Here is a 23,501-nt window from a genome sequence, read left to right on the forward strand (position 1 = left end):
TGTTGGTTAACAATATCTTTTCTAGTATTCAAGGAGAAAGTATATATAGCGGTTTTCCAACGACATTTATCCGATTTACTGGTTGTAATCTTAAGTGTGATTACTGTGATACGACTTATGCGTATGAAGAGGGAGAAGAGTTAAATACTGAAGCAATAATGGAACAAGTTGAGAAGCTAAATAATAATTATGTCTGCTTAACCGGTGGAGAACCATTATTACAAGAAGATGTCCAACAACTAATTAATGAACTAACTAATTACGGATATCAAATTAGCATTGAAACTAATGGAACGGTTGCTTTAGACCAGTTTAATCTTGAGGAAGTAAAAGTGGTAATGGACCTTAAACTCCCAAGTAGTGGTGAATATCGTTCTGAATTGAATGTAATAGATAATAATATTAGAACTCTTAATAATAAAGATGATTTGAAATTTGTAACCGGTTCGAGAGAGGATTTTCAATTAGCTAGAGATTTAGTAATAGAGAAAGAGTTGCAGGAGAAAATTAATATTATCTTTTCACCAGTTTTTGGTCAATTATCTCCTGAAATATTGGTTGAATGGTTAGTAGAGGAAACAAAATTAAACCAGTGTCGTTTACAATTACAGCTACATAAAGTGATTTGGGATGAAGAAACTAAAGGAGTATAATCATACAACTACCTATATTTGTAGGAAAGGAGTATATTTATGACTAAAAGAGCTATTGTATTAAGTTCAGGTGGTTTAGATAGTACTACATGTCTTAGTATTGCTTTAGACGAAGGTTATGAAGTCTATCCTTTAACATTCTTATATGGACAGAAGCATAGTAAAGAAGTAGAACAGGCCAAATTAGTAAGGTCAGAACTAGGCATTCCTGAAGATAATCATCTATTTGCGAGAATAGATAATATCGGTCATTCGGCTCTGACTAGCGATGAGATTGAGATTCCAGACGGAGAAGGTGAAGGAATTCCAGATACCTATGTTCCAGCACGTAATATCTTATTTTTAAGTTATGCAGTTAGTTTAGCAGAAGGAATTGATGCCGAAGTAGTTTATATTGGTGTATCAAGTATAGATTATAGTGGTTATCCAGACTGTAGGCCAGAATTTATTAATGCTTACCAGCAGGTAATCAATGTAGGTACTAAAGCAGGAGTTGAAGGAAATCCTATAGAAATCAAAACTCCATTAATAGATAAAACTAAAGCAGAAACGATAGAAATAGGCTTGAAATTGGATGCGCCATATTATTTAACAACCACCTGCTATCGAGGGGATGAGAAAGCCTGTGGTAGCTGTCCCGCTTGTGAAATTAGGTTAAAAGCTTTTGCAAAAGTAGGGGTAGAAGACCCTATTGAATATGAAATATAGAACTATTATTAAACGAGCCTTGGTTAGGGCTCGTTTTTTATGTGAACATTCTTTTAAATTTACACCTTTTAGCGAATATTTAAAGGATAATAAGCGATCTTTGTAGAAAAAAATCATGAAGACGTGATAATTGTAGAAAAGTATATTAGTAACTTTTAATTGGAGGAATTTAAGATGGCTGAATTGCAAATAGATATTAATCAAATGATAGAGATCGATGCTGAATCTAAATATTTTGAAGAAGTATATAAAAGTAAAGTCTTAGCAATTAATTCAGACCATTTATTAATAAAGATACCGTATCATAAAAGACAACCGATCCTGTTTGGAGTCGGAACTAAGATAAAAGTTACTGCTAAAAGAATTGGTGATGATTTTAATTTTTACTCAGAAATAATAGATAGAGATTTAGACCAAGAGACATTTAAAATAATTAGACCAGATGGAATTTCTAGATATAAAAGAGAATATCAAGAGGGAATGACTAAGGTAATAGCAGTTACAAGCGGAAAAGGTGGAGTTGGGAAATCAACTTTTACTAGCAATTTAGCAGTAGCATTAGCTCAAAAAGGTAAAAAAGTAAGTCTGATAGATGCTGACTTAGGGACAGCAAATTTAGATATATTATTGAATATACAGGCGGAATATAATTTGCGAGATGTAATTGAAGGTGAAAAGGCATTAATCGAAGTAGTTCACGAAGGACCAGAAGGAATTATCTTAGTACCTGGTGGTTCTGGATTTCAAGACTTAACTAAGATGGGAGAAGGACAATTTAGTAAGTTGATATCTAGTTTTAATCAGCTAGATAACTATTCAGATTTAATACTAATTGATACAGCAGCTGGTGTTTCAGAGAATGTAACTAACTTTTTATTAGCAGCTGATGAAACAATTGTGGTTACCACTCCAGAGCCGCATAGTATTATAGATGCTTATTCGATCATAAAGGTAGTTGCACAGATTGAAAAAGATATTAAGATTAAGTTAGTAGTCAATAAAGCTGATAATGAAAAAGAAGCTCGTCAAGTTGCTGATAAGATGAAGTATGTGGTAAAAGAGTATATAGGCTTGGATCTTGAATTTATTGGTTATGTAACAATGGATTTAAAAGTATTAAAGGCAATAAAACAGAAAGAAATTCTTGTTTTATCTTATCCGCGTTCGAAAGCAAGTAAAGGGATTAAAGAAATAGCAGTTAATAATTTCTTAGAAAACAATCAAGAAGATAATCCTGGTGGATTAAAAGGTTTTATGAACAAATTAAAGAGTATTATTTCATAACAAAGGAAGGGTTAATCTAAATGATTATCGAAATAAAATTATATAAGTCAAATTTATATTAGGGCTAGATTATAGTTATTTTCTTTAAAGCAGGATATAATAGAAGAAAGCGATAATCATTTTGGAGGCTAATATATATGAAAGGTAGATTATCAATTTTAAAGTGGGGTAAGTTACTAAAACGGTTAAGTAAATTTTTGCAAGATAAAGATGTCCCTAAATTTAAGAAAATCCTTCTCATTTTACCATTGATCTACACTATTTCACCGATTGATTTAGTAAGTGATTTCTTCCCAGTAGTAGGCTGGTTAGATGATGCAGCTATTTTGACTGTTGCTTGGAACTTCTTTTTAGAAGAACTAAAGAGTTATGAACAAGAATCGGGAACTATTGATGATGAAAGTCAGTCTAATAAAAAAGCTGATTATACTTTAAATCAAGATGATTATGAAGTTGATTAAAAGTTTGAAGGGGAGAGTTAATGAAGAAGAAATTACTCGTTATTCTTTTAATAATAACAACAATAATAATGTTTAATACATTTGTTATGGCTAACAATGTACAAGAACGGGAAAATGAAATTAAGCATTTAAAGGTTAAAATTAAGAAGGTTAAAGACGTTAAGAGAAAGGTAAAGATTTTAAAGAGATTAGGGATTTTATATCATCGTGAAGCAGCTTTAGGTAATGAAGAAGCCGTGGCTAAAGCTATTGATTACTTAAAAGAAGCTAAAATGTTAAGTAATTCTCCAGCAATTAGAGCTTGGTATGGTAGTGCTCTAACTCTCAAGGGTCGTTATGCCTTTGCTTTTGGTAAGTTATATTATTCTAAAAAAGGAATAGGAATTTTAGATGAAGTAATTAATGAAGCACCAAAGAATATCGAAGCAAGGTTAGTGCGTGGGATTAATAGTCTTTACTTACCAGACTTTATCTTTAGACGTTTAGACTTAGCTAAAGAGGACTTGCAGTATGTTATTAATTTAGCTAATAATAATTCGCAGTTAGTTACTAAAGAAGAATTAGCAACTGCTCATTTGAATTTAGGGAAATATTATCAAAAACGGAATAAACAGCAATTAGCTATAAATGAATGGAAGAGAGTTATTGCTTTAGGAATAAATCAAACTCAGGTTAAAAGAGCTAAAGAATATATTGTTGAGATTAAGACTACTAATTAAGGAGGGGAATTTATGATTAAAAAATATCAATTAAAGCAGGTTCATATGGGAAGACTACCTCATGGTTCGGATTTAATTGAAGAACTAACTAAGATTGTTAAAGAACGTGATATCGAATCAGGGAAGGTGACAGTCATTGGGGCTGTTACAAAAGGAACGATTTCATTTTACGACCAAAAAGAACAAGAGTATAATGAAAAAGCATTTAATGAAGAATTAGAGATAGTTAATTGTATTGGTAATATATCTTTAAAAGATGGGGAACCATTAATTCATGCCCATATCTCTTTTGGTGATGAAAAAGGGAAATTAATTGGAGGACATTTAGCTAGTGGAACAATAGTCTTTGCTGGTGAATTTATTATTGAAGAATTTTCTGGAACGCCATTCAAAAGAGGAAAAGATGAAGTAACTGGACTACCATTATGGGAAGAATAGTTTATTTTTAGATTAGCACTTATACATAAAATCAGTTCCTTTACAAAGAATAAGTATTAAATTATAAGAAAGGACTGATAAAAAGTGAGCCAAAAAGATGTTAAATTTACTGATTTAAATGAGCATGAATTACAAAAGTTAAACAAGATGGAAAGGGCTTTAGGAGACCGTAAAGGTAAGAAAGTAATACTTTTAGCTTATGAAATGGAGTAATTCATAAAAAAGACTGACAAAGCCATGAATCGCCTCATATAATATAAAAATTCATACTTTAAAGGGGTGATTCTATGGCTATTAAAATTAGATAAATAAGTTTGACTTAATGTAAATTGTTATGTTATAATTTACCAGGAGATATATAATTAGCAAATAGATTTTTAAATTTAAGTTAAATGATGAAAAGAAGGGATAATGATGAAGTTATTAATAATACCTATTTCTAAATTAGTAATTCTAGTTGGAGCAATATATTCATTGTTTCAAACTGATCAATACAAAAGAATAATTTTTAATAAAGATAATGCTAAGTTGTCAATTAAAGATAATTTATTATTAATTGCTCTATTTAGTTTAATCGGACTACTTGGTTTCTTAATTCAGCCACAGACTCGGAATTTATTTTTAGGTTTTGAAGATATGGGTTTTCTTTTAGCTGGGTTGCTAGGTGGTCCATTAATTGGGATATTTGTTGGGATAGTAGTTAGTCTTTATAAAATAACATTAATCAATCAAAATGCTATTTTAGTCATAGTAGATGTTTTGGTATTAAGTGGTGTGGCAGGCTTTTTAAGAATTAATTTTGATTTTGAGGAAGAGTTTGACTATAAAGCAGTAATTATTAAAAGTTTAGTTCCTGTAAGCCTTTTATATTTATTGTTAAATTTAAATGTTATTTATCGTTTTACCATTTCAACACCTAAAATTGCTACTTTTAAATTATTTTTAAATTTAATAGGGGTCTACTTAACTATCTTTAGTATTAACAAATTGAAGCAATATGAACAAGAGAGAAAGTTAAAGGATAAAGCCATGGATAACTTAAATAAGTCTTTTAAAAAGTTAAATGGTCTTTATGAAATGGTAAATGAGGTTGATACTAGTGCTACTTTACATGCGACATTAAATTCAATAATTAATGTTACTTGTAAAGCGCTACAAGTAGATGCTGGAGGCATTATGTTACTAGATGATGATAAATCAATGCTTACTTGTGATGCTGTAAAGAATCTTAATAAAAAGCATATTCCAGGTAAGATAGAAGTTAAAGGGTTATGGGCCTCTATAATCGAAAATCAAAAAGTAATTATAAAAAATGATATTAGTTTTGATAAGGAATCTAATTTTATTAATAATAATAATTATACAAATTTATTAGCTGCTCCTTTAGTAGAAGATGATAATATCTATGGCATCTTATTTGTGGCTGAAAACATTAAATTTAACAATGAAGATTTAAAAACTTTAAAAGCATTAGCTACTCAGGCTTCATTTGTAATTAAGCAAAATCAGTTATTTAATAAGATGCAACGTAATGTGGCAGAACTATCTACTCTACAAAGAGTTAGTAAGACTATTAATTCTACTTTGAATTTAGAACAAGTTTTAGACTTGACAAACGATGTAATTGTAGGAACCATGGGTGTCTCTTCTTGTGCTGTGCTTTTAATTGATGAAGAAAGCCAAGAATTAGATTTAGCGGCTAGCAGAGGTGTATTAGGTGAAAAATCTGAAATAAAAAATGTAATAAATAATTCTGATTGTATATTAATTAATGAATTATTTGAGATGCAGAAGCCATTAGTTTATAATACGGTTCCAGAGGAAATAAAAGAAAATTTAGGAATGTCTCAACTTAAATCTGCTATTACCGTTCCTTTGAAGTCTCGGGGCAATATGATTGGAGCAATTATAGCAATCAATACATTAATGGCTCACAGTTTTAAAGAAGAAGACAAACGTTTTTTGACTACTTTAGCTAACCAAATATCTATTGCGATTGATAACGCAAGAATATATAATCGAATGGAAGAAATGGCTAGTAGAGATGGATTAACAAAGTTATATAATCATAGTTATTTCCAAGAAGCTTTAGCAGAAGAGATTAATAGAGCTGAGAGATATAATTTAGACCTCTCTTTATTACTATTAGATATAGATAACTTTAAAAGCTTTAATGATACATATGGACATCCAGTAGGAGATAAGGTCTTAAAGAAGTTAGCTGAGACTTTACAAATAACAACAAGAGATATAGATATTATAGCTAGGTATGGTGGAGAGGAATTTGCAATTATTCTCCCTGAGACGAAACCGGAAGGGGCTAAGAGAGTTGGTAAGAGAATTAACAAGGCTGTTCGAGAAATGATAATTAAAGAAGGGGATTTAGAGTTAAATGTAACGGTGAGTATTGGTGTAGCAACTTATAATAATGAGTTGTCTCAAAAAGAATTAATTAATAATGCTGACCAAGCTTTATATCAAGCTAAAGATGAAGGAAAAGATAGAACTTGTGTTGCTTAACGTAATTAAATACTATTTAGACTTAAAAAGCACCTAAATTTAGGTGCTTTTTTTATTTGTCATAATTTTTAAGGTGGTTGAATAGGATAGTTATAGATTGTATAACAAAAGGAGGTATATTAGTGAGAATTAAGCATAACATGATTTTATTGGTAATAATTGCTTGTCTTTTGATTGCTATAGTTGGAATTACTAATTGGCCTGCGGACCGTACTCAAGAAGTAAACGTTAATAATGAACAAACACCAAATTTTAGTGAAGCTAACAATATTGAAATAATTTGGGATGTATCTGACAGTATGTGGGGTAAAGTAGATAATGAACGAAAGTATTTAAGAGCTAAGAAGGCATTAGTCGATATTATAAACTCCATCCCTACTAATGTTAATATAGGTCTTAGAACAATTGGGAATCAAAAAGGTAGCAATGGTTCAACTAAGTTAGTGGTTAATATAACTAAAAATAATAAACAGAATTTATTAGATAATATAGAAAGTTTAAGGCCAACTGGTAAATCGCCAATTGGTAAGGCAATGTTAGAAGCAAGTGATGACTTATCTAATTTAGAAGGGAATAAGCATATCTTATTAGTAACTGATGGTAAAGATACCGGGAAAGTGATGCCTAGTAAGCTTGCTAATCAAATCTATGATAAAGGAATTCGGGTACATGTATTACAGGTAGGTAGTAATGAAAATGTAATCAATTTAAAATTGCAATCTATTGCCCAATTAGGTGGTGGGAAATATTTTACTTATTCTGAAAAGGACAAGGTAGTTCCTACTATGAATTTGATAGAATAGCATACCGACTTGCAAAAAAATACATCTTTTCCATTGTGAAAAAAAAAACTAATTTTTTTGCAGGGATTTCCTGCAAGTAGAGAGAAATATAGTTATAGCAAAATAATAATATACAACCCATAATAAAAAAATAATATACAATTCACTTTTTTGTAGTCTTCAATTCACTAAATAATCTTACATTCTATTCTCTATAAATTTTATCAGACATTATTGACGCCTATAGATGATGATTTGATTTTTTAATTATAACTTCTCATAATTCTAATTAATTAAACACTATATATTTTTTTGCCCACAGTAACAAAAATTTCTATATAAATACTTTAAGTTCTACTAATGGCATGAAATAAGTAATATGATAAATGTCAATCCATTAGTCAGAAAATTTTAAAACATTATAATATTTCAAAATAACATTAAATATCTATAGAAAGAGGTGCTGAAAAGGGATGAAGATAGCAATTTCAGGAAAAGGAGGAGTAGGAAAGACAACAGTAACAGCAAATCTAAGTAGATTATTTGCACAGAATGATTATCAAGTATTTGCTGTTGATGCTGATCCAGATGCTAATTTAGCAACTGCTCTAGGAATTCCAGAAGAGGATGCAAAAGAACTTAAACCATTAGTAGAGTTAGAAGATATAATAGAAGGCAAAAATTCAGGAGGAGGCTCATTTGTTAGTTTAACCCCTACTGTTGATGATGTATTGGACGACTATTCTTATAAGTTAGGAAATATCAAATTTGTAAGAATGGGTGCTGCTAAACAAGGAGGGTCAGAGTGTTATTGTAAAGAAAACTCTTTTCTCCGTTCTTTAATTGAATCATTATTAATAGATAAGAAAGAAGTAGTAATCCTAGATATGGGAGCTGGAATTGAGCACTTAAGTCGAGGAACAGCTAAGGATGTAGATTGCTTGATTGTTATTGTTGAACCAAGCCAAGTAAGTATTGAGACAGCTGATAAAGTAAAGAAGATGGCTGCAGATTTAGGAATTCCTATATTCAAGGTTATAGCTAATAAAGTTTATGATGAAGAAGCTAAAGATTTCATTGTGAATTACTTTCATGCTGAAGATATATTAGGATTTATACCATTTAGCCAAGAAGTAATTACTTCTGCTATGGATAGGAAGCAACAAGATAAGATATCTCAAGCATTAAGACCCAGCATGAAAGATATATATAATAATCTTTTGAGGGAGGCAGGTGATAAGTAAGTTAAATGATATTCTAGTAGGTGCAGGGGGTTTCATTATTATGCTTCCATTGAATTGTAATAGTACCTTTTTATAAAAATTTTATAGGGTATTAACTGTTGATGAAGGGAAGATAAATCTTTCATAAGGATGATAGCTATGTAACCTGCTAGATGTGCAATTTGTTTATGGGGTGTTTATTTAGAAACTAGAAGGATTTGAAGATTGCTCTAAAGACTATTGCTCTATAACAAGTATTTAACAGTATGGTTCAAAGAATGCTTTAATAATTGATTTTACTAGAGACATAATTTTCTGAAAAACATAATTTTCTGAAAATAAGAATAAGGAGGTTGACAGATATATGAGTTTTGAATCAAAATCACAAGATCCTGCTAGTCAAGAAATACTTCAACTAGCAGAAGAAAAAGGAATGGAGACAATTTGGGACCGTTATGAGGCTATGCAACCACAGTGTGGCTTTGGAAGTACTGGACTTTGTTGTACGAACTGCTTACAAGGACCTTGTAGAATTGATCCATTTGGAGAAGGACCTAGTGAAGGAATTTGTGGAGTGAAAGATTATTCAGTTGTAGCTCGTAACTTAGTAAGAACAATTGTAGGTGGTACTGCTTCTCACTCTGATCATGCTCGTCACGTAGCAGAACTATTAAGAGAGGTAGCTGCTGGTCATATTGAAGGTTATGAAGTAAAAGATGAAGAGAAATTAATGAAGGTTGCTAATAAGTTAGGATTAGAAACTGAAGGAAAAGACGTAAATGAGTTAACTAAGGAGGTTGCTGAAGAGGCTGTTGGTAACTTTATTGGCTTCCATGGTGAGGAAATGAGCTTCTTAAAGCCAATGATACCAGAAGCTCGTTATGAATTATTTAAGAAGTGCGATATTGTTGCAACTGGTATTAATGATGTTATTAACCAGGCTCTTCATAGAACAGCAATGGGAATGGATGCTGACCCATTAAACTTAATTTTTGGTGGTTTAAAAGGAGCATTAGCTGACTTTGTTGGTTGTACTATCGGAACTGACTTATCAGATATATTCTTCGGTACTCCAGAGTTAGTTGAATCTGAAGCTAACTTAGGAGTGTTAGATGAAGATGCGGTTAATGTTATAGTTCATGGTCACGAACCAGTTCTAAGTGAGAAAGTTATAGAAGCTGCTAGAGCATTAGAAGATGAAGCTAAAGAAGCAGGAGCTAAAAATGGAATTAATGTTGTTGGAATCTGCTGTACAGGAAATGAGCTTTTAATGAGACAGGGAGCGCCATTAGTAGCTAACTATGCTTCACAAGAGTTAGCAATTATGACTGGAGCGGCAGATGCTATGGTAGTAGATATTCAGTGTATAATGCCAGCATTAAAGAATGTATCTGACTGTTTCCATACTGAGTTGATTACAACTATGCCACATGTTAAGATTCCAGGAGCAAGACATATTCAGTTTAGTGATAGTACTGCTGACCAGGATGCAGAAGAGATTATTAGAACTGCAATTGATGCTTATGGAAGACGTGACCCAGAAAAAGTTAATATTCCAGACCACAAAAGCAAATTAATGGCTGGATTTAGTGTAGAAACATTATTAGATGCTTTCAGTCAAATTAATGAAGAAGATCCTTTAAGTGTTATTACTGATGCGATTGCTGCCGGTGATATTAGAGGTATAGCTTTATTTGCTGGTTGTAATAACGTTAAGACACCACAAGATAGAAATCACGTGGAAGTAGCTAAAGAGTTAGCTAAAAATGATGTATTATGCTTAGCTACTGGATGTGTAGCTAATGCCTTCGGTAAGAATGGTTTATTACTTCCAGAAGCAGTTGAGAAGTATGCAGGAGAAGGACTTAAGCGATTCTTTAGTGGAGCTGCAGATGCATTAGGTATGGAGCTACCATTAATCTTCCATATGGGATCTTGTGTTGACAATTCCAGAGCGGTTGAATTAGCCACAGCTATTGCGAATAAATTAGGTGTAGATATCGGTGACTTACCATTAGTTGCTAGTGCACCTGAAGCTATGCATGAAAAGGCTGTGTCTATTGGTAGTTGGGCTGTTTCATTAGGTCTGCCTACTCATGTTGGAGTTCATGTACCGATTACTGGTAGTTCTTTAGTGACTGAGGTTGTTACTAAGATAGCTAAGGATGTATTCGATGGTTACTTCATTATTGAAGAAGATCCTAAAGCGGCTGCTGAGAAGTTAATAGCAGAGATTGATGAACGTAATTGGTTATTAGAAATGAAGGCTAAAGCTAAGGAAGCGTAAACGAGAATATGCAAGTATAAGGAGGAGATAAAATGTCTATAGATGTATGTAAAGCAGCGATTGAAGGGACTATAGTGGCTACTAGCTTTGCTGAAACTCGTCTTAATCAGGCACTGAAGGAGCATGGTCCAGATACTGAAGTAGCTTATCCTGATACTGGATATGAGCTACCTGTTATTTCAGGATTGGAAGGAACTAAGGTAACAAAACTTGGACAGTTGCCTAAGATTTTAAATAAGTTTAAAAAGAACTTAAAGCACGAGTTTGATTTTGAAAATGCAAAAATGGCTGGTGAGCTAACAGCAATATCTGCTGAGATTATTGAGGCATTAAAGTATATTGGCGATGAAGATCCATATGAAGATGAAGTTTATACTGGATTCGTTGGTGATGGAGTATTACGAGAATTAGGGGTACCATTAGTAGATGGTACAATTCCTGGTATTGCATTACTTGTTGGTAAAGCTCGTAGTAGTGAAGAGGCTGCTGAGTTAGTTAAGGACTTACAGGGGAAAGGTATTTTAACAGTTCTTAATGATCAGATTATCGAACAGTTAATTGAAGAGGATGTTAAGATCGGTCTTGATTACTTAACTATTCCTTTAGGTCACTTTACTCAGGTAATCCACGTTGTTAACTTTGCTGTAAGAGCAGCGTTAGCTTTCGGTGGTGAGGAACGTGGTGACTACGAAGCAATCTTAACTTATATTAGAGATCGAATCAAAGCATTCGTTCTTGTTTTAGGAGAGTTAGATGAGGTTAGAATTGCAGTTGGAATGGCAGCAAATCACTTAGGACTACCGGTTATTACTGACCAGGATATACAAGAGGTTCCTGATTGGTTCGTAACTGAAAAAGATTACGAAGAAGCAGTCCAGTTGGGTCTTGAGTTACAGGATATCCACATTGAAATTGTAGATATTCCAGTGCCAATTACTGTAGGGCCTGCATTTGAAGGTGAGCAGATCAGAAGTAGCGATATGTATGTTGAGTTCGGTGGACAGAGAACTCCAGCCTTTGAGTTAGTTAAAATGCGGGAGAAAGAAGAAGTAGAAGACGGTAAGGTAGAAGTCATCGGCCCTGATATTGAGGATATTGAAGATGGCGACAAGCTACCACTAGGTATCTTCGTTGATGTGTACGGCCGAAATATGGAAGAAGACTTCGAAGGTGTATTTGAAAGAAGAGTACACTACTTCTGTAACTATGGTGAAGGTTTATGGCACGTAGGACAGCGTGACATTAACTGGGTTCGAATTAGTAAAGATGCGGTGGATAAAGGATTTACAATTGAAGGTATAGGTCATATTTTATACGCTAAGTTCAAGTCTGAATATCCATCACTTATTGATAGATTACAGGTTAGAATCATTACTGATGAAGATAAGATTGAGGAAGGATTAGAAGAAGCTCGAGCACGTTATAAGAAACGTGATGATCGAATGAGAGAGCTTACTGATGAGTCAGTAGATGTATTCTATGACTGTACTTTATGTCAGTCTTTTGCTCCAAATCACGTATGTATTGTAACTCCTGACCGAGTTGGATTATGTGGAGCTGTTAGTTGGTTAGATGCTAAAGCAGCATATGAGATCGAACCAACTGGTCCTAACCAGCCTGTCGAATTAGGAGAATGTATTGACGATCATAAGGGGCAGTGGACAGGATGTAATGAAAGACAGTATAAAGAGTCAAGTGGTAATATTGAAGAAGTAAATATCTATTCAATCATAGATAAGCCAATGACTTCTTGTGGATGCTTTGAGGCTATTATGGCGATGCTTCCAGAAGCAAATGGGTTTATGATTGTAAACCGTGAATTTGCCGGTCAGACTCCTGTTGGTATGAAGTTCTCTACTTTAGCTGGAACAGTAGGTGGAGGAAATCAGACGCCAGGATTCATGGGAATCGGTAAGTCTTATGTTGCCAGCCCTAAGTTTGTTAAGGGTGATGGAGGTATAAGAAGAATCGTTTGGATGCCTAAAGAATTAAAAGAACACTTGAAAGAAGATATTGAAAGACGTGGTGAAGAGCTAGGTCTTGATAACTTCTATGATATGATTGCTGATGAAACGGTTGGTACTACTGTAGATGAAGTTCTACCATATCTAGAAGAGAAAGGTCATCCTGCTTTAGAAATGGGCCCACTTATGGGTTAATTTAAGGCTGAATTTAATTAATAATTGAATAAGATTGAAGTTTTAATAGTAAGGTTGAGCATTTTAGGTGCTCAACCTTCACCAAAAAATATATTAAAAAACTAATTTCAACAATATGAAAGGAGAAATCAGATTATGGGTTTAACAGGATTAGAAATTTACAAGAAATTACCGCAAACTAACTGTGGAGAATGTGGACCTCCTACTTGTTTAGCTTTTGCTATGAAGTTAGCAGAGGGGAAAGCTTCACTGGACCAGTGTCCAGATGTTTCAGACGAGGCAAAGGAAGCTTTAGATGCTGCTTCTGCACCTCCAATTGCAGAAATTAATATTGGAAGTGGAGATTACGAATTAGCTGTAGGTGGAGAGACAGAGTTATTTAGACATGATAAAACATTCTTTAATCAGACTGGAATTGCAGTTTCAGTTAGTGATGATAATGATGTAGATGCTATTGCAGATAGAGTAAAGAAAGCAGATGCTCTAACTTTTGAAAGAGTTGGGCAGGTAATTGAAGTAGATATGGTAGCTGTTGTAAACGATTCTGATGATGCTGATACTTTTGTAGAGGCGGTAAAGGTAACTGCTGAAAATACTGACCGTACTTTAGTATTAGTTTCTCAAGATCCAGCGGCTATTGAAGGAGCTTTAGATGTGGTTGCTGATAAGAATCCATTAATTTATGCAGCAACGGAAGATAATTATGAAGAAATGACAAATTTAGCTATGGATAATGAATGTCCATTAGCAGTTAAAGGGGATGACTTAGATAGTTTAGCCGAGTTATCTAAGAAAGTAAAAGACTTAGGTCATAAAGACTTAGTTATAGATTCTGGTTCTAGAGAAACAGCCCAAGTATTAGCTGATCAAAATGTAATCAGAAGACTATGTATTAAGAAGAAGTTTAGACCATTCGGTTTCCCAACTATTACTTTCACTGATGCTGATAGCAATGAAGAAGAAATTATGCAAGCTAGTACTTATGTTTCTAAGTATGCTGGTATTGTAGTCTTAAGTGATGCCATTGAGTTAGCAGAATTACTACCATTATTGTCTGTAAGACAGAATATCTATACTGACCCACGAGTACCAATCACTGTTGATCCAAATCAAGTATATGAAGTTGGTGAACCAGATGAGTTATCACCAGTATTCATTACTACTAACTTCTCATTAACTTACTATAGTGTTGAAGGAGATATTAGTGGTGGTAAGCTTGATGCATATATTATTCCGATCGATACTGATGGTACTTCTGTACTTACTGCTTACTCTGCTGGTAAATATGGAGGTAAGAAGATCGGTGAAATCATGGTTGAAGAGACAGATATTGAAGATAGAGTAAGCCATAGAAAGGTTATTATTCCTGGGCATGTAGCTGTTGTTAGTGGTAAGCTAGAAGAAGCTTCAGGTTGGGATGTTCTTGTTGGACCACGTGAATGCTCTGGAATTCCAAGCTTCATTAAGAATAGATGGGAAAAAGAGCTAGGCGCTTAACTAGTACTAAACAGTCTGGTCTTAAGGAGGAGTAGATATGGCAGAAAATAAAGTTAAATTTTTGCCGAATGAAATAGAAGTTAGTTGTGATTCGGGAACGAACTTACTAGAATTGGCAGCAGATGCTGGAGTTGAACTTAAGGCGGTCTGTGGTGGTGCTGGAAGTTGTGGAAAGTGCCAGGTAATCGTTAAAGAAGGTGAAGTGAATAAGCTTGATCAGGGGAATCTTTCCCCTGACAAGTTATCACAAGGTTATGTTCTGGCTTGTAAAACAGAAATAACCAGTGATGTAGTTATTGAAATTCCACCAGAGTCACGATTAAGTAAACACCAAATTCTAGTAGAAGATGATGAAGACTTCTTAACAGAAGAGGAATTACAAATTGCGGAAGAAGTAGAGTTATCTCCTATCTATAAGAGGTTAGAACTGGAGTTAAGTGAACCATCATTAGTTGATAATGCTAGTGACTTAGAAAGACTCTATACTGAGATTAATCGAGATAGAGAATTACCACCTTTAATAACTCCATTATCCGTTTTAAATGAATTAGCTGATCACTTACGAGAAAATGATTGGAAGACACAGGTTTCATTAACAGCTTTGAATGGAAATTATGAAGTTTCAGAGTTAATTTCACCAGATGATGAAAATCCTGATTATGGAATAGCTGTAGATATAGGTACTACTACATTAGCTTTAGATTTAGTAGACTTAAGTACTGGTCAAACAGTAGTAAGTGAAGGAGCTTATAATAAACAGGCTAACTATGGTGATGATGTGATTGGCAGAATTAACTTTGTAACTGAGAATGAGGGTGGTTTAGAAAGATTACACCAGGCAGTAATCAAGAGTATTAATGAATTAATAGATAAGGCAATCAATAAACAGGGAATAGAGTATAGTGATATTAAGACAGCTGTTTTTGCAGGAAATACAACAATGAGTCATCTTTTCTTAGGTATTGACCCAAATAATATTAGGTTGGATCCGTATATTCCAACTGCTAACTTTATTCCGCCTTTAAAGGCAAATGAGTTAGGGATTAATATCAAAGAAGAAGCTTGGATTCATTATTTGCCAGGTGTAGCTAGTTTTGTTGGTGGAGATATTACTTCTGGAGTTTTAGCAACAGAGCTATCTAATCAAGAAAGTATTACTTTATTCATTGATATTGGGACTAATGGTGAGTTAGTACTAGGTAACCAAGATTGGTTAATGACTTGTTCATGTTCTGCTGGTCCTGCCTTTGAAGGTGGGGGAATTGAATATGGTATGAGAGCCATGAGCGGTGCTATAGAATATTTTGGTATAGATGAAGAAACTTATGAAATAAAGTATAGCACTATTGATGATGTTCCACCAATAGGAATCTGTGGGTCAGGACTAATAAATTTAATTGCTACTTTAAACGAGGTAGGAATTATAAGTCGATCTGGGAAATTTAATGAAGACTTAGAGCATGGTCGTTTAAGAGATCGTGAATATGAAAAAGAATTTTTATTAGTGCCGAAAGAAGAAGCAGGAATAAATGAGGATATAGTTATTACTGAAAATGATATTAAAAACTTATTAAGATCTAAAGGCGCTATTTACGCTGGTATAAGAATGATGCTTAAGAATATGTCATTAACTGAAGAGTTTATAGAACAGGTCTTAGTTGCTGGTGGTTTCGGAAATTATATTAACTTAGATGATGCTAAGAAGATAGGATTACTTCCTGACTTACCGGCTGATAGATTTAAATTTGTTGGTAATACATCTCTAAAAGGTGCTAAGAAATCTTTATTATCTCAAGAAGCTTTTGAACAGGTAAATGAGATTGCTAAGAAGATGACTTATTTAGAATTAAGTGCTGAAGATCAAAGTCATGCTTTCACAGATGAATTTGTTTCAGCTCAATTTCTTCCACATACTGATTTAAGCTTATTTCCTTCAGTTGCAGGATAATAGTAATTAAAATTGTCAAAGTGGTAAGGGAGTGGTAATTATGAATATAGCAGTAGCCGGAAAAGGAGGAACTGGAAAGACGACTTTTACATCCCTATTAACAAGAACTTTAATTAAGAATGGGGAAACACCGATTTTAGCTGTAGATGCGGATGCCAATGCCAACCTGAATGAAGCATTAGGCATGGATATTTATACAACAATAACTAAGTTACTGAATGATTTTAAGGAGATGAAAGGTAGACCACCAGGAGGAATGGATAAAGCAAGTTATGTGGAATACCAATTAAAAAGTTCAATAGTGGAAGAAAAGGATGTAGACCTATTAGTAATGGGAGGTCCAACTGGACCAGGTTGTTATTGTTACCCAAATGACTTATTGAAAGGGTTTCTTTCGGACCTGAGTGATAATTATCCTTATGTATTATTGGATAATGAAGCAGGTTTAGAACATCTAAGTAGAAGAACAACGCAAGATATAGATATCTTATTTGTAATCAGTGATGCCAGCGCTAGAGGAATTCGGTCTGCTGGTCGTGTTAAAGATATTGTAGAGGATATTAAATTAAATATTGACCAATTGTATTTAATAATAACTAAGGCACCGGATAATGTAACTGAAGCACTAGGAGATGAGATTGAAAAGACTGGTTTAGAAATGGCCGGAACGATTCCTCATGATCCTAAGGTCGCTGAATATGATTTGCATGGTAATCCATTGGTAGAATTACCAGATGATTCATTAGCAGTTAAAGCTGTGGAAGAGATTGTTGGTAAGACAATTTTGGCTGATTAGAGAAGCCTAAAAATAAATATACCAATCAAGAAATTTATTAAAACAAGAGAAAGGGGCGTATAAAATGGCAGTAGAATTATTAAAGGAAAAATGGAGTGGCCAAGTAAATGAATTAACTATTGGCGCTACAGAAGAAGATGGAGGAACTAGAACGTCTACAGTTACAGTTGGAGGTGAAACTGCACTTCCTTACTTACACTTCGAAGGGGAGTTTCCAAATAAACCGGTTGTGGCTTTTGAAATTTCTGATGAAGAGCCAGAAGATATGCCAGAACCACTAGTTGAAGCTTGGAGTGATGTTTGGGCAGACCCAGTTGATTGGGCTAAAAAATGTGTAGAAGAATATGATGCTGAATTACTTGCTTTAAAATTAGACAGTACTAATCCAAATGGTCAGGATGCTTCTGCTGAAGATGCTGTTGAAACTGTAAATGCTGTTTTAGAAGCAGTAGGAGTTCCATTAATTATTCTTGGCTGTGATGATGTTGAGAAGGATAATGAAGTTTTAAAGGCTGTTGCAGCAGATACTGAAGGTGAAAACCTATTATTCGGTATTGCAGACGAAGATAATTATAAGACCCTTGCGGGAGCGTGTATGATTCATGGGCATAGCATAGTTGCTCAGTCTCCAGTAGACGTAAATATCTGTAAGCAGTTAAATATCTTACTTACTGATATGGGAGTTAAGGAGGATCGAATTGTTATCGATCCAATTATCAGTGGATTAGGTTATGGTATGGAGTACTCTTACTCTATCATGGAAAGAATTCGTTTAGGTGCCCTAAGAGATGATAAGATGTTGTCTATGCCAATCATTAACTTCATTAGTGGTGAAGCCTGGAAGGCTAAAGAAGCTAGTACACCACAAAATGAAATGGAAGGATGGGGCGACTTAAGTGTAAGAGGTCCTTTATGGGAAACTTTGACTGCAACTCCTCTTTTACAAGCGGGTGCTAATATTTTAGTAGTTTGCCATCCAAAGACTGCTGAAAATATAAAGAAGCATGTAGAAGACCTAATGAATGAGTAAATAATTAGTGCTTAAAGCTAAAAGCTTTCAAGCTAAATTTAACAAAAATTAAGGAGGTAATTATTAGAAATGATTATTATTGGAGAAAGAATTAATGGAATGTTTAATGATATTGGGGAGGCAATTAAGAACCAAGATCCAAAGCCAATTCAGAAGTGGGCAGTAAAGCAGTTAGAAGCGGGTGCTAATTACCTTGATGCTAATGTAGGTCCAGCTGTTGAAGATTCTCCTGAGGTAATGAAGTGGTTAGTTGAGGTTATTCAAGATGAAGTTGATGCTCCAGTTGCTCTAGATACTACTAATATAGATGCAATTGAAGCTGGATTAGAGGTGCACAAGGGAACAGCAATGATTAACTCTACAACTGCCCAACCTGAGAAATTAGAAAGAATTTTGCCTTTAGTTAAGGAGTATGATGCTGAAATTATTGGTTTAGCTATGGATAAGAGTGGAGTTCCTAAGGATGCTGAAACTAGAACTGCTAAGGCTATGGAGATTATAGCTAATGCTGATGCTCATGGTATTCCAATGGAGAACGTATTCATTGACCCATTAATTCTACCGGTTAATGTTGCTCAGGAGCATGCTCCTGAAGTATTAGATACTATTCGTCAGGTGAAGTTATTAGCTGACCCTGCTCCTAAGACTGTATTAGGATTAAGTAACGTTTCCCAGAACTGTAATAATATGAAGTTAATTAATCGTATCTTCATGGTAATGGCAATGGCTGCTGGTTTAGATGCGGCTATTATGGAAGCTGATGATGAAGACTTAGTAGATGCTATTGCAACTGCTGAAATTTTACTAGGTAACGATGTTTATTGTGATTCATTCTTAAATCAGTTTAGAAAAAGTTCCTAAACTATACTGTTTTGAAACTAAGGAGTAAATTTCATGGAATTGAGGAGCAACTTTGCTCCTCAATTTACTCCTCAATTTTTTAGAATTGATTCAAGATTAAAGTATAATAGGCCTGATTATAAAAGGTAAGGAGGGATTATATAATGACGACATGTCAGTGTGGAGATTTAGAGGAAAATAAAGAGAAGTACTTAGCACCATTAAAAGAAATCCTGGAAAATTATGATCAGAAAGAGGAAGATCTAATTCCTGTTTTACAGGATGCTCAGGAAGAATACGGTTATTTACCTAAAGTAGTCTTAAGAGAAATAGCAGATAGCTTGGATATTTTCTTTAGTGATGTTTATGGGGTGACTACGTTTTATTCTCAATTTCATTTAGAACCTCGGGGTGAAAATGTTATTAAAGTTTGTCTGGGGACGGCATGCCATGTTAGAGGTGGAGCACGGATTCTTGAAAGGCTACAAGATGAGTTGGGTATTGCTGATGGAGAAACGACAGAAGATCTTAAATTTACTCTAGAGTCTGTAGCTTGTATTGGAGCTTGTGGTCTAGCACCGGTAATGATGATTAACGATGATACTCATGGTTTATTAACGCCGGGTGAAGTTCCTAAGATTTTAGACCAATATAATCAAGGTTAGAATATAGTAAAATTATGGAGGTGAATATTATGAAATCACTGGTAGAATTAAAGGAATTAAAGGAAAAAGTTCAGATAGATTTAGAAAAAACAGAAAAAAAGATTTTAGTCTGTGGAGGAACAGGATGTGTTTCTTCCGGTTGTAAAGAAGTTCAGGAAGCATTAAGCAGTGAATTAGCAGCTAACGATTTAGAAGATGAATATAAAATAGTTGAGACGGGTTGTCATGGCTTCTGTGAAAAGGGCCCACTTGTAATTGTTTATCCAGAAGAAGTATTTTATTGTAAAGTAAGTCCAGAGGATACAAAAGAGTTAGTAGAAGAGCAGTTGCTAAAAGAAGAAGTAGTTGAAAAGTTATTGTATCAAGACCCAGTTAGTAAAGAGAGTATTTCTTCTTATCGAGATATTGCCTTTTATAGCGCACAACAACAGACGGCATTAGCTAATTGCGGGCATATTGATCCAGAAGATATTGAAGAATATATAGCTACAGGTGGTTATGAAGCATTAGGTAAGGCTGTAACGGAGATGGAAGCTCAAGAAGTGATTGACGAAGTTAAAGAGGCAGGACTTCGTGGGCGAGGGGGAGGAGGATTCCCAACAGGTCTTAAGTGGCAGTTTACGCGTGATGCTGAAAATGACACGAAGTATATTATCTGTAATGCTGATGAAGGCGACCCAGGTGCTTTTATGGATCGAAGTATATTAGAAGGAGACCCTCATAAGGTACTGGAGGGTATGATTATTGCTGGTTATGCAATTGGTGCTGATAAAGGATATATTTATGTTCGGGCTGAGTATCCATTGGCTGTTAAACGTTTAAAGAAGGCCATTTCTCAGGCACGAGAGCGTGGGTTATTAGGAGAAAACTTATTTGGAACTGATTTTGACTTTGATTTGCATATTAAAGCTGGTGCCGGAGCTTTTGTTTGTGGTGAAGAGACAGCTTTAATAGCTTCTATTGAGGGTAAAAGAGGGATGCCTCAATCTAGGCCTCCGTATCCGTCTCAAGAAGGTTTATGGGGTAAGCCTACCAATGTTAACAATGTAGAAACTTATAGCAATATTTCAACAATAATCACCAATGGTGCTGATGAGTTTAGTTCAGTTGGAACTGAGGATAGCAAAGGAACTAAAGTATTTGCTTTAGCAGGTAAGATCAATAATACTGGTTTAGTTGAGGTTCCAATGGGAATAACAATGAAAGAAATTATTTATGATATAGGTGGCGGGATCCCTAATGATAAAGAGTTTAAAGCAGTACAGATTGGTGGTCCATCTGGAGGTTGTCTGCCAGAAGAGAAGCTAGATTTACCTATAGATTATGATTCTTTAACTGATGCCGGAGCAATGATGGGGTCTGGTGGATTAGTTGTTATGGATGAAGGAACCTGTATGGTAGATATAGCGCGATTCTTTTTAGACTTTACAGTTTCTGAATCTTGTGGTAAGTGTACTCCTTGTTCTGAAGGTACTCAAAGAATGTTAGAGATACTAGAAAGAATTACTCAAGGTAAAGGAAAAGAAGAGGACTTAGATGAATTAGAGAATCTAGGTAAAACGATAACCGATACTTCACTATGTGGGTTAGGTAAGACGGCTTCTAATCCTGTATTGTCAACATTGAATTATTTTAGGGATGAATATGAAGCTCATGTAAATGATAGAACATGTCCAGCTGGAGCATGTAAGCCATTAATTGAGTATCATGTTACAGATGATTGTTCAGGTTGTACTAAGTGTGTAGATGAATGTCCAGCGGATGTTATTAGTGGAGAGAAGAAAGAGAAGCATGCTATAGACAGAACCGAATGTACTAAATGTGGTGTCTGTATAGATGTTTGTCCTTTTGATGCAATAATTAAAAAATAGTTATGAGTTAACGGTAATGGAAGTTTATATTTAACTTCAATAAATTATTGGGGTTATTTGTTAACAAAAGGAAAAAGCAAAAAATATTAAGCGTATAGGAAAGAGGGGATAAAATGCGAAAGATAATTCATGTTGATTTAGATACATGCATGGGATGTCATACATGTGAGCTTGAATGTGCTACTGCTCACTCTAAATCTAAAGATCTCTTGACAGCTATTCAGGAAAACCCTCTACCACAACATAGGATAAGAGTAGAATCGGTAAAAGGGATTAATATTCTCTGGCAGTGTCGTCATTGCGAAGATGCTCCTTGTGAGACTATTTGCCCTACAAATGCTATAGGAAGAGCAAATCCTGAATCTCCAGTTGTGGTAGACGATAATAAGTGTTTAAGCTGTAAGATGTGTATTCAGGTTGGTTGTCCTTTCGGAGTTTTAAAGGAGGATAATGCAGACGGTGTTGTAACTAAGTGTGATTTCTGTATAGAAAATTTAGAAGAAGGTGCAGAGCCAGCGTGCGCATCAGGATGTCCTACAAAGGCATTGAAGCTTGTTAGCTTAGATGAATTACCTGAGGATAAGCAAGAAGAAGTTGGAAAAGAGATTCCAACTGTAGTTTATAAAAAAGTAAGCCTACCGTAATGAAAGGGAAGGAGTGATATAATGAAGGTAATAATTGATGGTAAAGATGTTGAATTACAGGAACAGAAGACTATCCTTAAAGTGGCAGAGGAGATAGGTATTGAAATTCCGACTCTATGTCATCATGATGGCTTGAGTTCTTATGGTTCCTGTAGATTATGTATTGTAGAGATAACTAACAATGGTAATACGGAGATAGATACTGCTTGTACTAGGTCTGTAGAGGACGGCATGGAAATTAAGACAGCAACAGAAAGGTTAACTGAAGAGCGAAAGCTTATAGCTGAACTTTTATTAGCTCAGGCTCCAGAGTCAGAAAAGTTAAAAGCATCTCTTAGCAAACTAGGAGTTCAAGAAAGTAGGTTTGAAGCTAGAGAGGATTCTGATTGTATAGTATGTGGCAGATGTGTTAGAGCTTGTAAAGAAGAAGTAGGAGCTGGAGCGATAACCTTTGTAGGAAGAGGTTATAAAACTAAAGTTGATACGCCATTTTCTATCAACTCTGATGTATGTATAGGATGCACAGCTTGTGCTGAAGTCTGTCCTACAGGGGCTATAACAGTTGAAGATGAAGAAGCAATGCGATATATTCGTTACTTCAATACAGAGCTTGAACTTGCCGAATGTGCAGAGTGTGGCAAATATATCAATCCTAAGAGAATGATAGAAAAACTAAAGAAAGAAGATTTTGCTTATTATCCAGAAGAGAACTTTGAATTGTGTGAAGCTTGTAGACGTAATAAAGAAATGAATAAATTTGCTGATAAATTCTTAGAAGCAAAATAGTAAATTATAAGGAATAGCTTTTATAACAGGAAGGTTCTGATCTGAGTTAATAAAGCAGCCAAGTCTTGGCTGCTTTATTTTTATTGGAAAAAAGTTCATTTCTATTTGTATAATATTAGGATGATTATTCCAAACTATAAAGAGGAGAAATAAATTTTAAGTAGAAGTTAATCAAGGAAGGAGGGAAAGT

At 34.4% G+C, this 23,501-nt stretch carries 21 protein-coding genes; all 21 read left to right on the forward strand.

Annotated features, from left to right (window positions below):
• Window positions 1-2: 2 nt before the first annotated feature.
• The 21 genes from BM077_RS05905 to BM077_RS06000 all read left to right on the forward strand — a co-directional run bounded on the left by BM077_RS05905 (window position 3) and on the right by BM077_RS06000 (window position 23,311).
• The gene (locus BM077_RS05905; RefSeq protein ID WP_218124654.1) at window positions 3-653 is read left to right on the forward strand and encodes a radical SAM protein; all 651 of its coding nucleotides are present in this window, start codon (window positions 3-5) and stop codon (window positions 651-653) included.
• 39 nt (window positions 654-692) lie between these two features.
• On the forward strand, window positions 693-1,361 hold the full coding sequence (queC, locus tag BM077_RS05910) for a 7-cyano-7-deazaguanine synthase QueC (RefSeq protein WP_089748693.1): 669 nt from the start codon (window positions 693-695) through the stop codon (window positions 1,359-1,361).
• Between the two features lie 174 nt (window positions 1,362-1,535).
• The gene (locus BM077_RS05915; protein WP_089748694.1) at window positions 1,536-2,645 is read left to right on the forward strand and encodes a P-loop NTPase; all 1,110 of its coding nucleotides are present in this window, start codon (window positions 1,536-1,538) and stop codon (window positions 2,643-2,645) included.
• A 137-nt stretch (window positions 2,646-2,782) separates the two neighbouring features.
• Entirely contained in the window at window positions 2,783-3,106 is a 324-nt protein-coding gene (locus BM077_RS05920) for a YkvA family protein (RefSeq protein ID WP_089748695.1), read from the forward strand.
• A gap of 20 nt (window positions 3,107-3,126) precedes the next feature.
• Window positions 3,127-3,825 carry a hypothetical protein gene (locus BM077_RS05925; protein WP_089748696.1) on the forward strand — a complete coding sequence of 233 codons (699 nt, stop codon included), beginning with the start codon at window positions 3,127-3,129 and terminating at the stop codon, window positions 3,823-3,825.
• A 12-nt stretch (window positions 3,826-3,837) separates the two neighbouring features.
• Complete coding sequence (locus BM077_RS05930) at window positions 3,838-4,263, forward strand: PPC domain-containing DNA-binding protein (RefSeq protein WP_089748697.1); 426 nt, start codon at window positions 3,838-3,840, stop codon at window positions 4,261-4,263.
• A gap of 84 nt (window positions 4,264-4,347) precedes the next feature.
• Window positions 4,348-4,476: a hypothetical protein gene (locus BM077_RS14000; RefSeq protein WP_255361569.1), complete on the forward strand. Its 129-nt coding sequence runs from the start codon at window positions 4,348-4,350 to the stop codon at window positions 4,474-4,476.
• 201 nt (window positions 4,477-4,677) lie between these two features.
• The gene (locus tag BM077_RS05935; RefSeq protein WP_176941645.1) at window positions 4,678-6,783 is read left to right on the forward strand and encodes a sensor domain-containing diguanylate cyclase; all 2,106 of its coding nucleotides are present in this window, start codon (window positions 4,678-4,680) and stop codon (window positions 6,781-6,783) included.
• Between the two features lie 122 nt (window positions 6,784-6,905).
• Window positions 6,906-7,586, forward strand: a complete 681-nt coding sequence (locus tag BM077_RS05940; RefSeq protein WP_089748699.1) for a vWA domain-containing protein — start codon at window positions 6,906-6,908, stop codon at window positions 7,584-7,586.
• 452 nt (window positions 7,587-8,038) lie between these two features.
• Window positions 8,039-8,809 carry an ATP-binding protein gene (locus BM077_RS05945; protein ID WP_089748700.1) on the forward strand — a complete coding sequence of 257 codons (771 nt, stop codon included), beginning with the start codon at window positions 8,039-8,041 and terminating at the stop codon, window positions 8,807-8,809.
• Between the two features lie 343 nt (window positions 8,810-9,152).
• Window positions 9,153-11,075 carry an anaerobic carbon-monoxide dehydrogenase catalytic subunit gene (cooS, locus tag BM077_RS05950; protein WP_089748701.1) on the forward strand — a complete coding sequence of 641 codons (1,923 nt, stop codon included), beginning with the start codon at window positions 9,153-9,155 and terminating at the stop codon, window positions 11,073-11,075.
• Window positions 11,076-11,107: 32 nt separating this feature from the next.
• Window positions 11,108-13,234, forward strand: a complete 2,127-nt coding sequence (gene acsB, locus BM077_RS05955; RefSeq protein WP_089748702.1) for an acetyl-CoA decarbonylase/synthase complex subunit alpha/beta — start codon at window positions 11,108-11,110, stop codon at window positions 13,232-13,234.
• A gap of 135 nt (window positions 13,235-13,369) precedes the next feature.
• A complete protein-coding gene (gene acsC / locus BM077_RS05960; RefSeq protein WP_089748703.1) occupies window positions 13,370-14,731 on the forward strand; it encodes an acetyl-CoA decarbonylase/synthase complex subunit gamma in 1,362 nt (453 codons plus the stop codon).
• A gap of 37 nt (window positions 14,732-14,768) precedes the next feature.
• Window positions 14,769-16,679, forward strand: a complete 1,911-nt coding sequence (locus BM077_RS05965) for an ASKHA domain-containing protein (RefSeq protein WP_090003473.1) — start codon at window positions 14,769-14,771, stop codon at window positions 16,677-16,679.
• A 40-nt stretch (window positions 16,680-16,719) separates the two neighbouring features.
• Window positions 16,720-17,475: an ATP-binding protein gene (locus BM077_RS05970; protein ID WP_089748705.1), complete on the forward strand. Its 756-nt coding sequence runs from the start codon at window positions 16,720-16,722 to the stop codon at window positions 17,473-17,475.
• 64 nt (window positions 17,476-17,539) lie between these two features.
• Entirely contained in the window at window positions 17,540-18,505 is a 966-nt protein-coding gene (locus tag BM077_RS05975; RefSeq protein WP_089748706.1) for an acetyl-CoA decarbonylase/synthase complex subunit delta, read from the forward strand.
• A 69-nt stretch (window positions 18,506-18,574) separates the two neighbouring features.
• Window positions 18,575-19,366, forward strand: a complete 792-nt coding sequence (locus BM077_RS05980) for a methyltetrahydrofolate cobalamin methyltransferase (protein ID WP_089748707.1) — start codon at window positions 18,575-18,577, stop codon at window positions 19,364-19,366.
• Between the two features lie 143 nt (window positions 19,367-19,509).
• On the forward strand, window positions 19,510-20,010 hold the full coding sequence (gene nuoE, locus BM077_RS05985; protein ID WP_089748708.1) for an NADH-quinone oxidoreductase subunit NuoE: 501 nt from the start codon (window positions 19,510-19,512) through the stop codon (window positions 20,008-20,010).
• A 29-nt stretch (window positions 20,011-20,039) separates the two neighbouring features.
• On the forward strand, window positions 20,040-21,881 hold the full coding sequence (gene nuoF / locus BM077_RS05990) for an NADH-quinone oxidoreductase subunit NuoF (RefSeq protein ID WP_089748709.1): 1,842 nt from the start codon (window positions 20,040-20,042) through the stop codon (window positions 21,879-21,881).
• A 113-nt stretch (window positions 21,882-21,994) separates the two neighbouring features.
• The gene (locus tag BM077_RS05995) at window positions 21,995-22,525 is read left to right on the forward strand and encodes a 4Fe-4S dicluster domain-containing protein (protein ID WP_089748710.1); all 531 of its coding nucleotides are present in this window, start codon (window positions 21,995-21,997) and stop codon (window positions 22,523-22,525) included.
• A gap of 21 nt (window positions 22,526-22,546) precedes the next feature.
• On the forward strand, window positions 22,547-23,311 hold the full coding sequence (locus BM077_RS06000; protein WP_089748711.1) for a 2Fe-2S iron-sulfur cluster-binding protein: 765 nt from the start codon (window positions 22,547-22,549) through the stop codon (window positions 23,309-23,311).
• The last annotated feature ends 190 nt before the right edge of the window (window positions 23,312-23,501 follow it).

It is taken from the genome of Candidatus Frackibacter sp. WG13 (assembly GCF_900114655.1).
In the GTDB taxonomy this organism is placed as follows: Bacteria; Bacillota; Halanaerobiia; order Halobacteroidales; family Acetohalobiaceae; genus Frackibacter.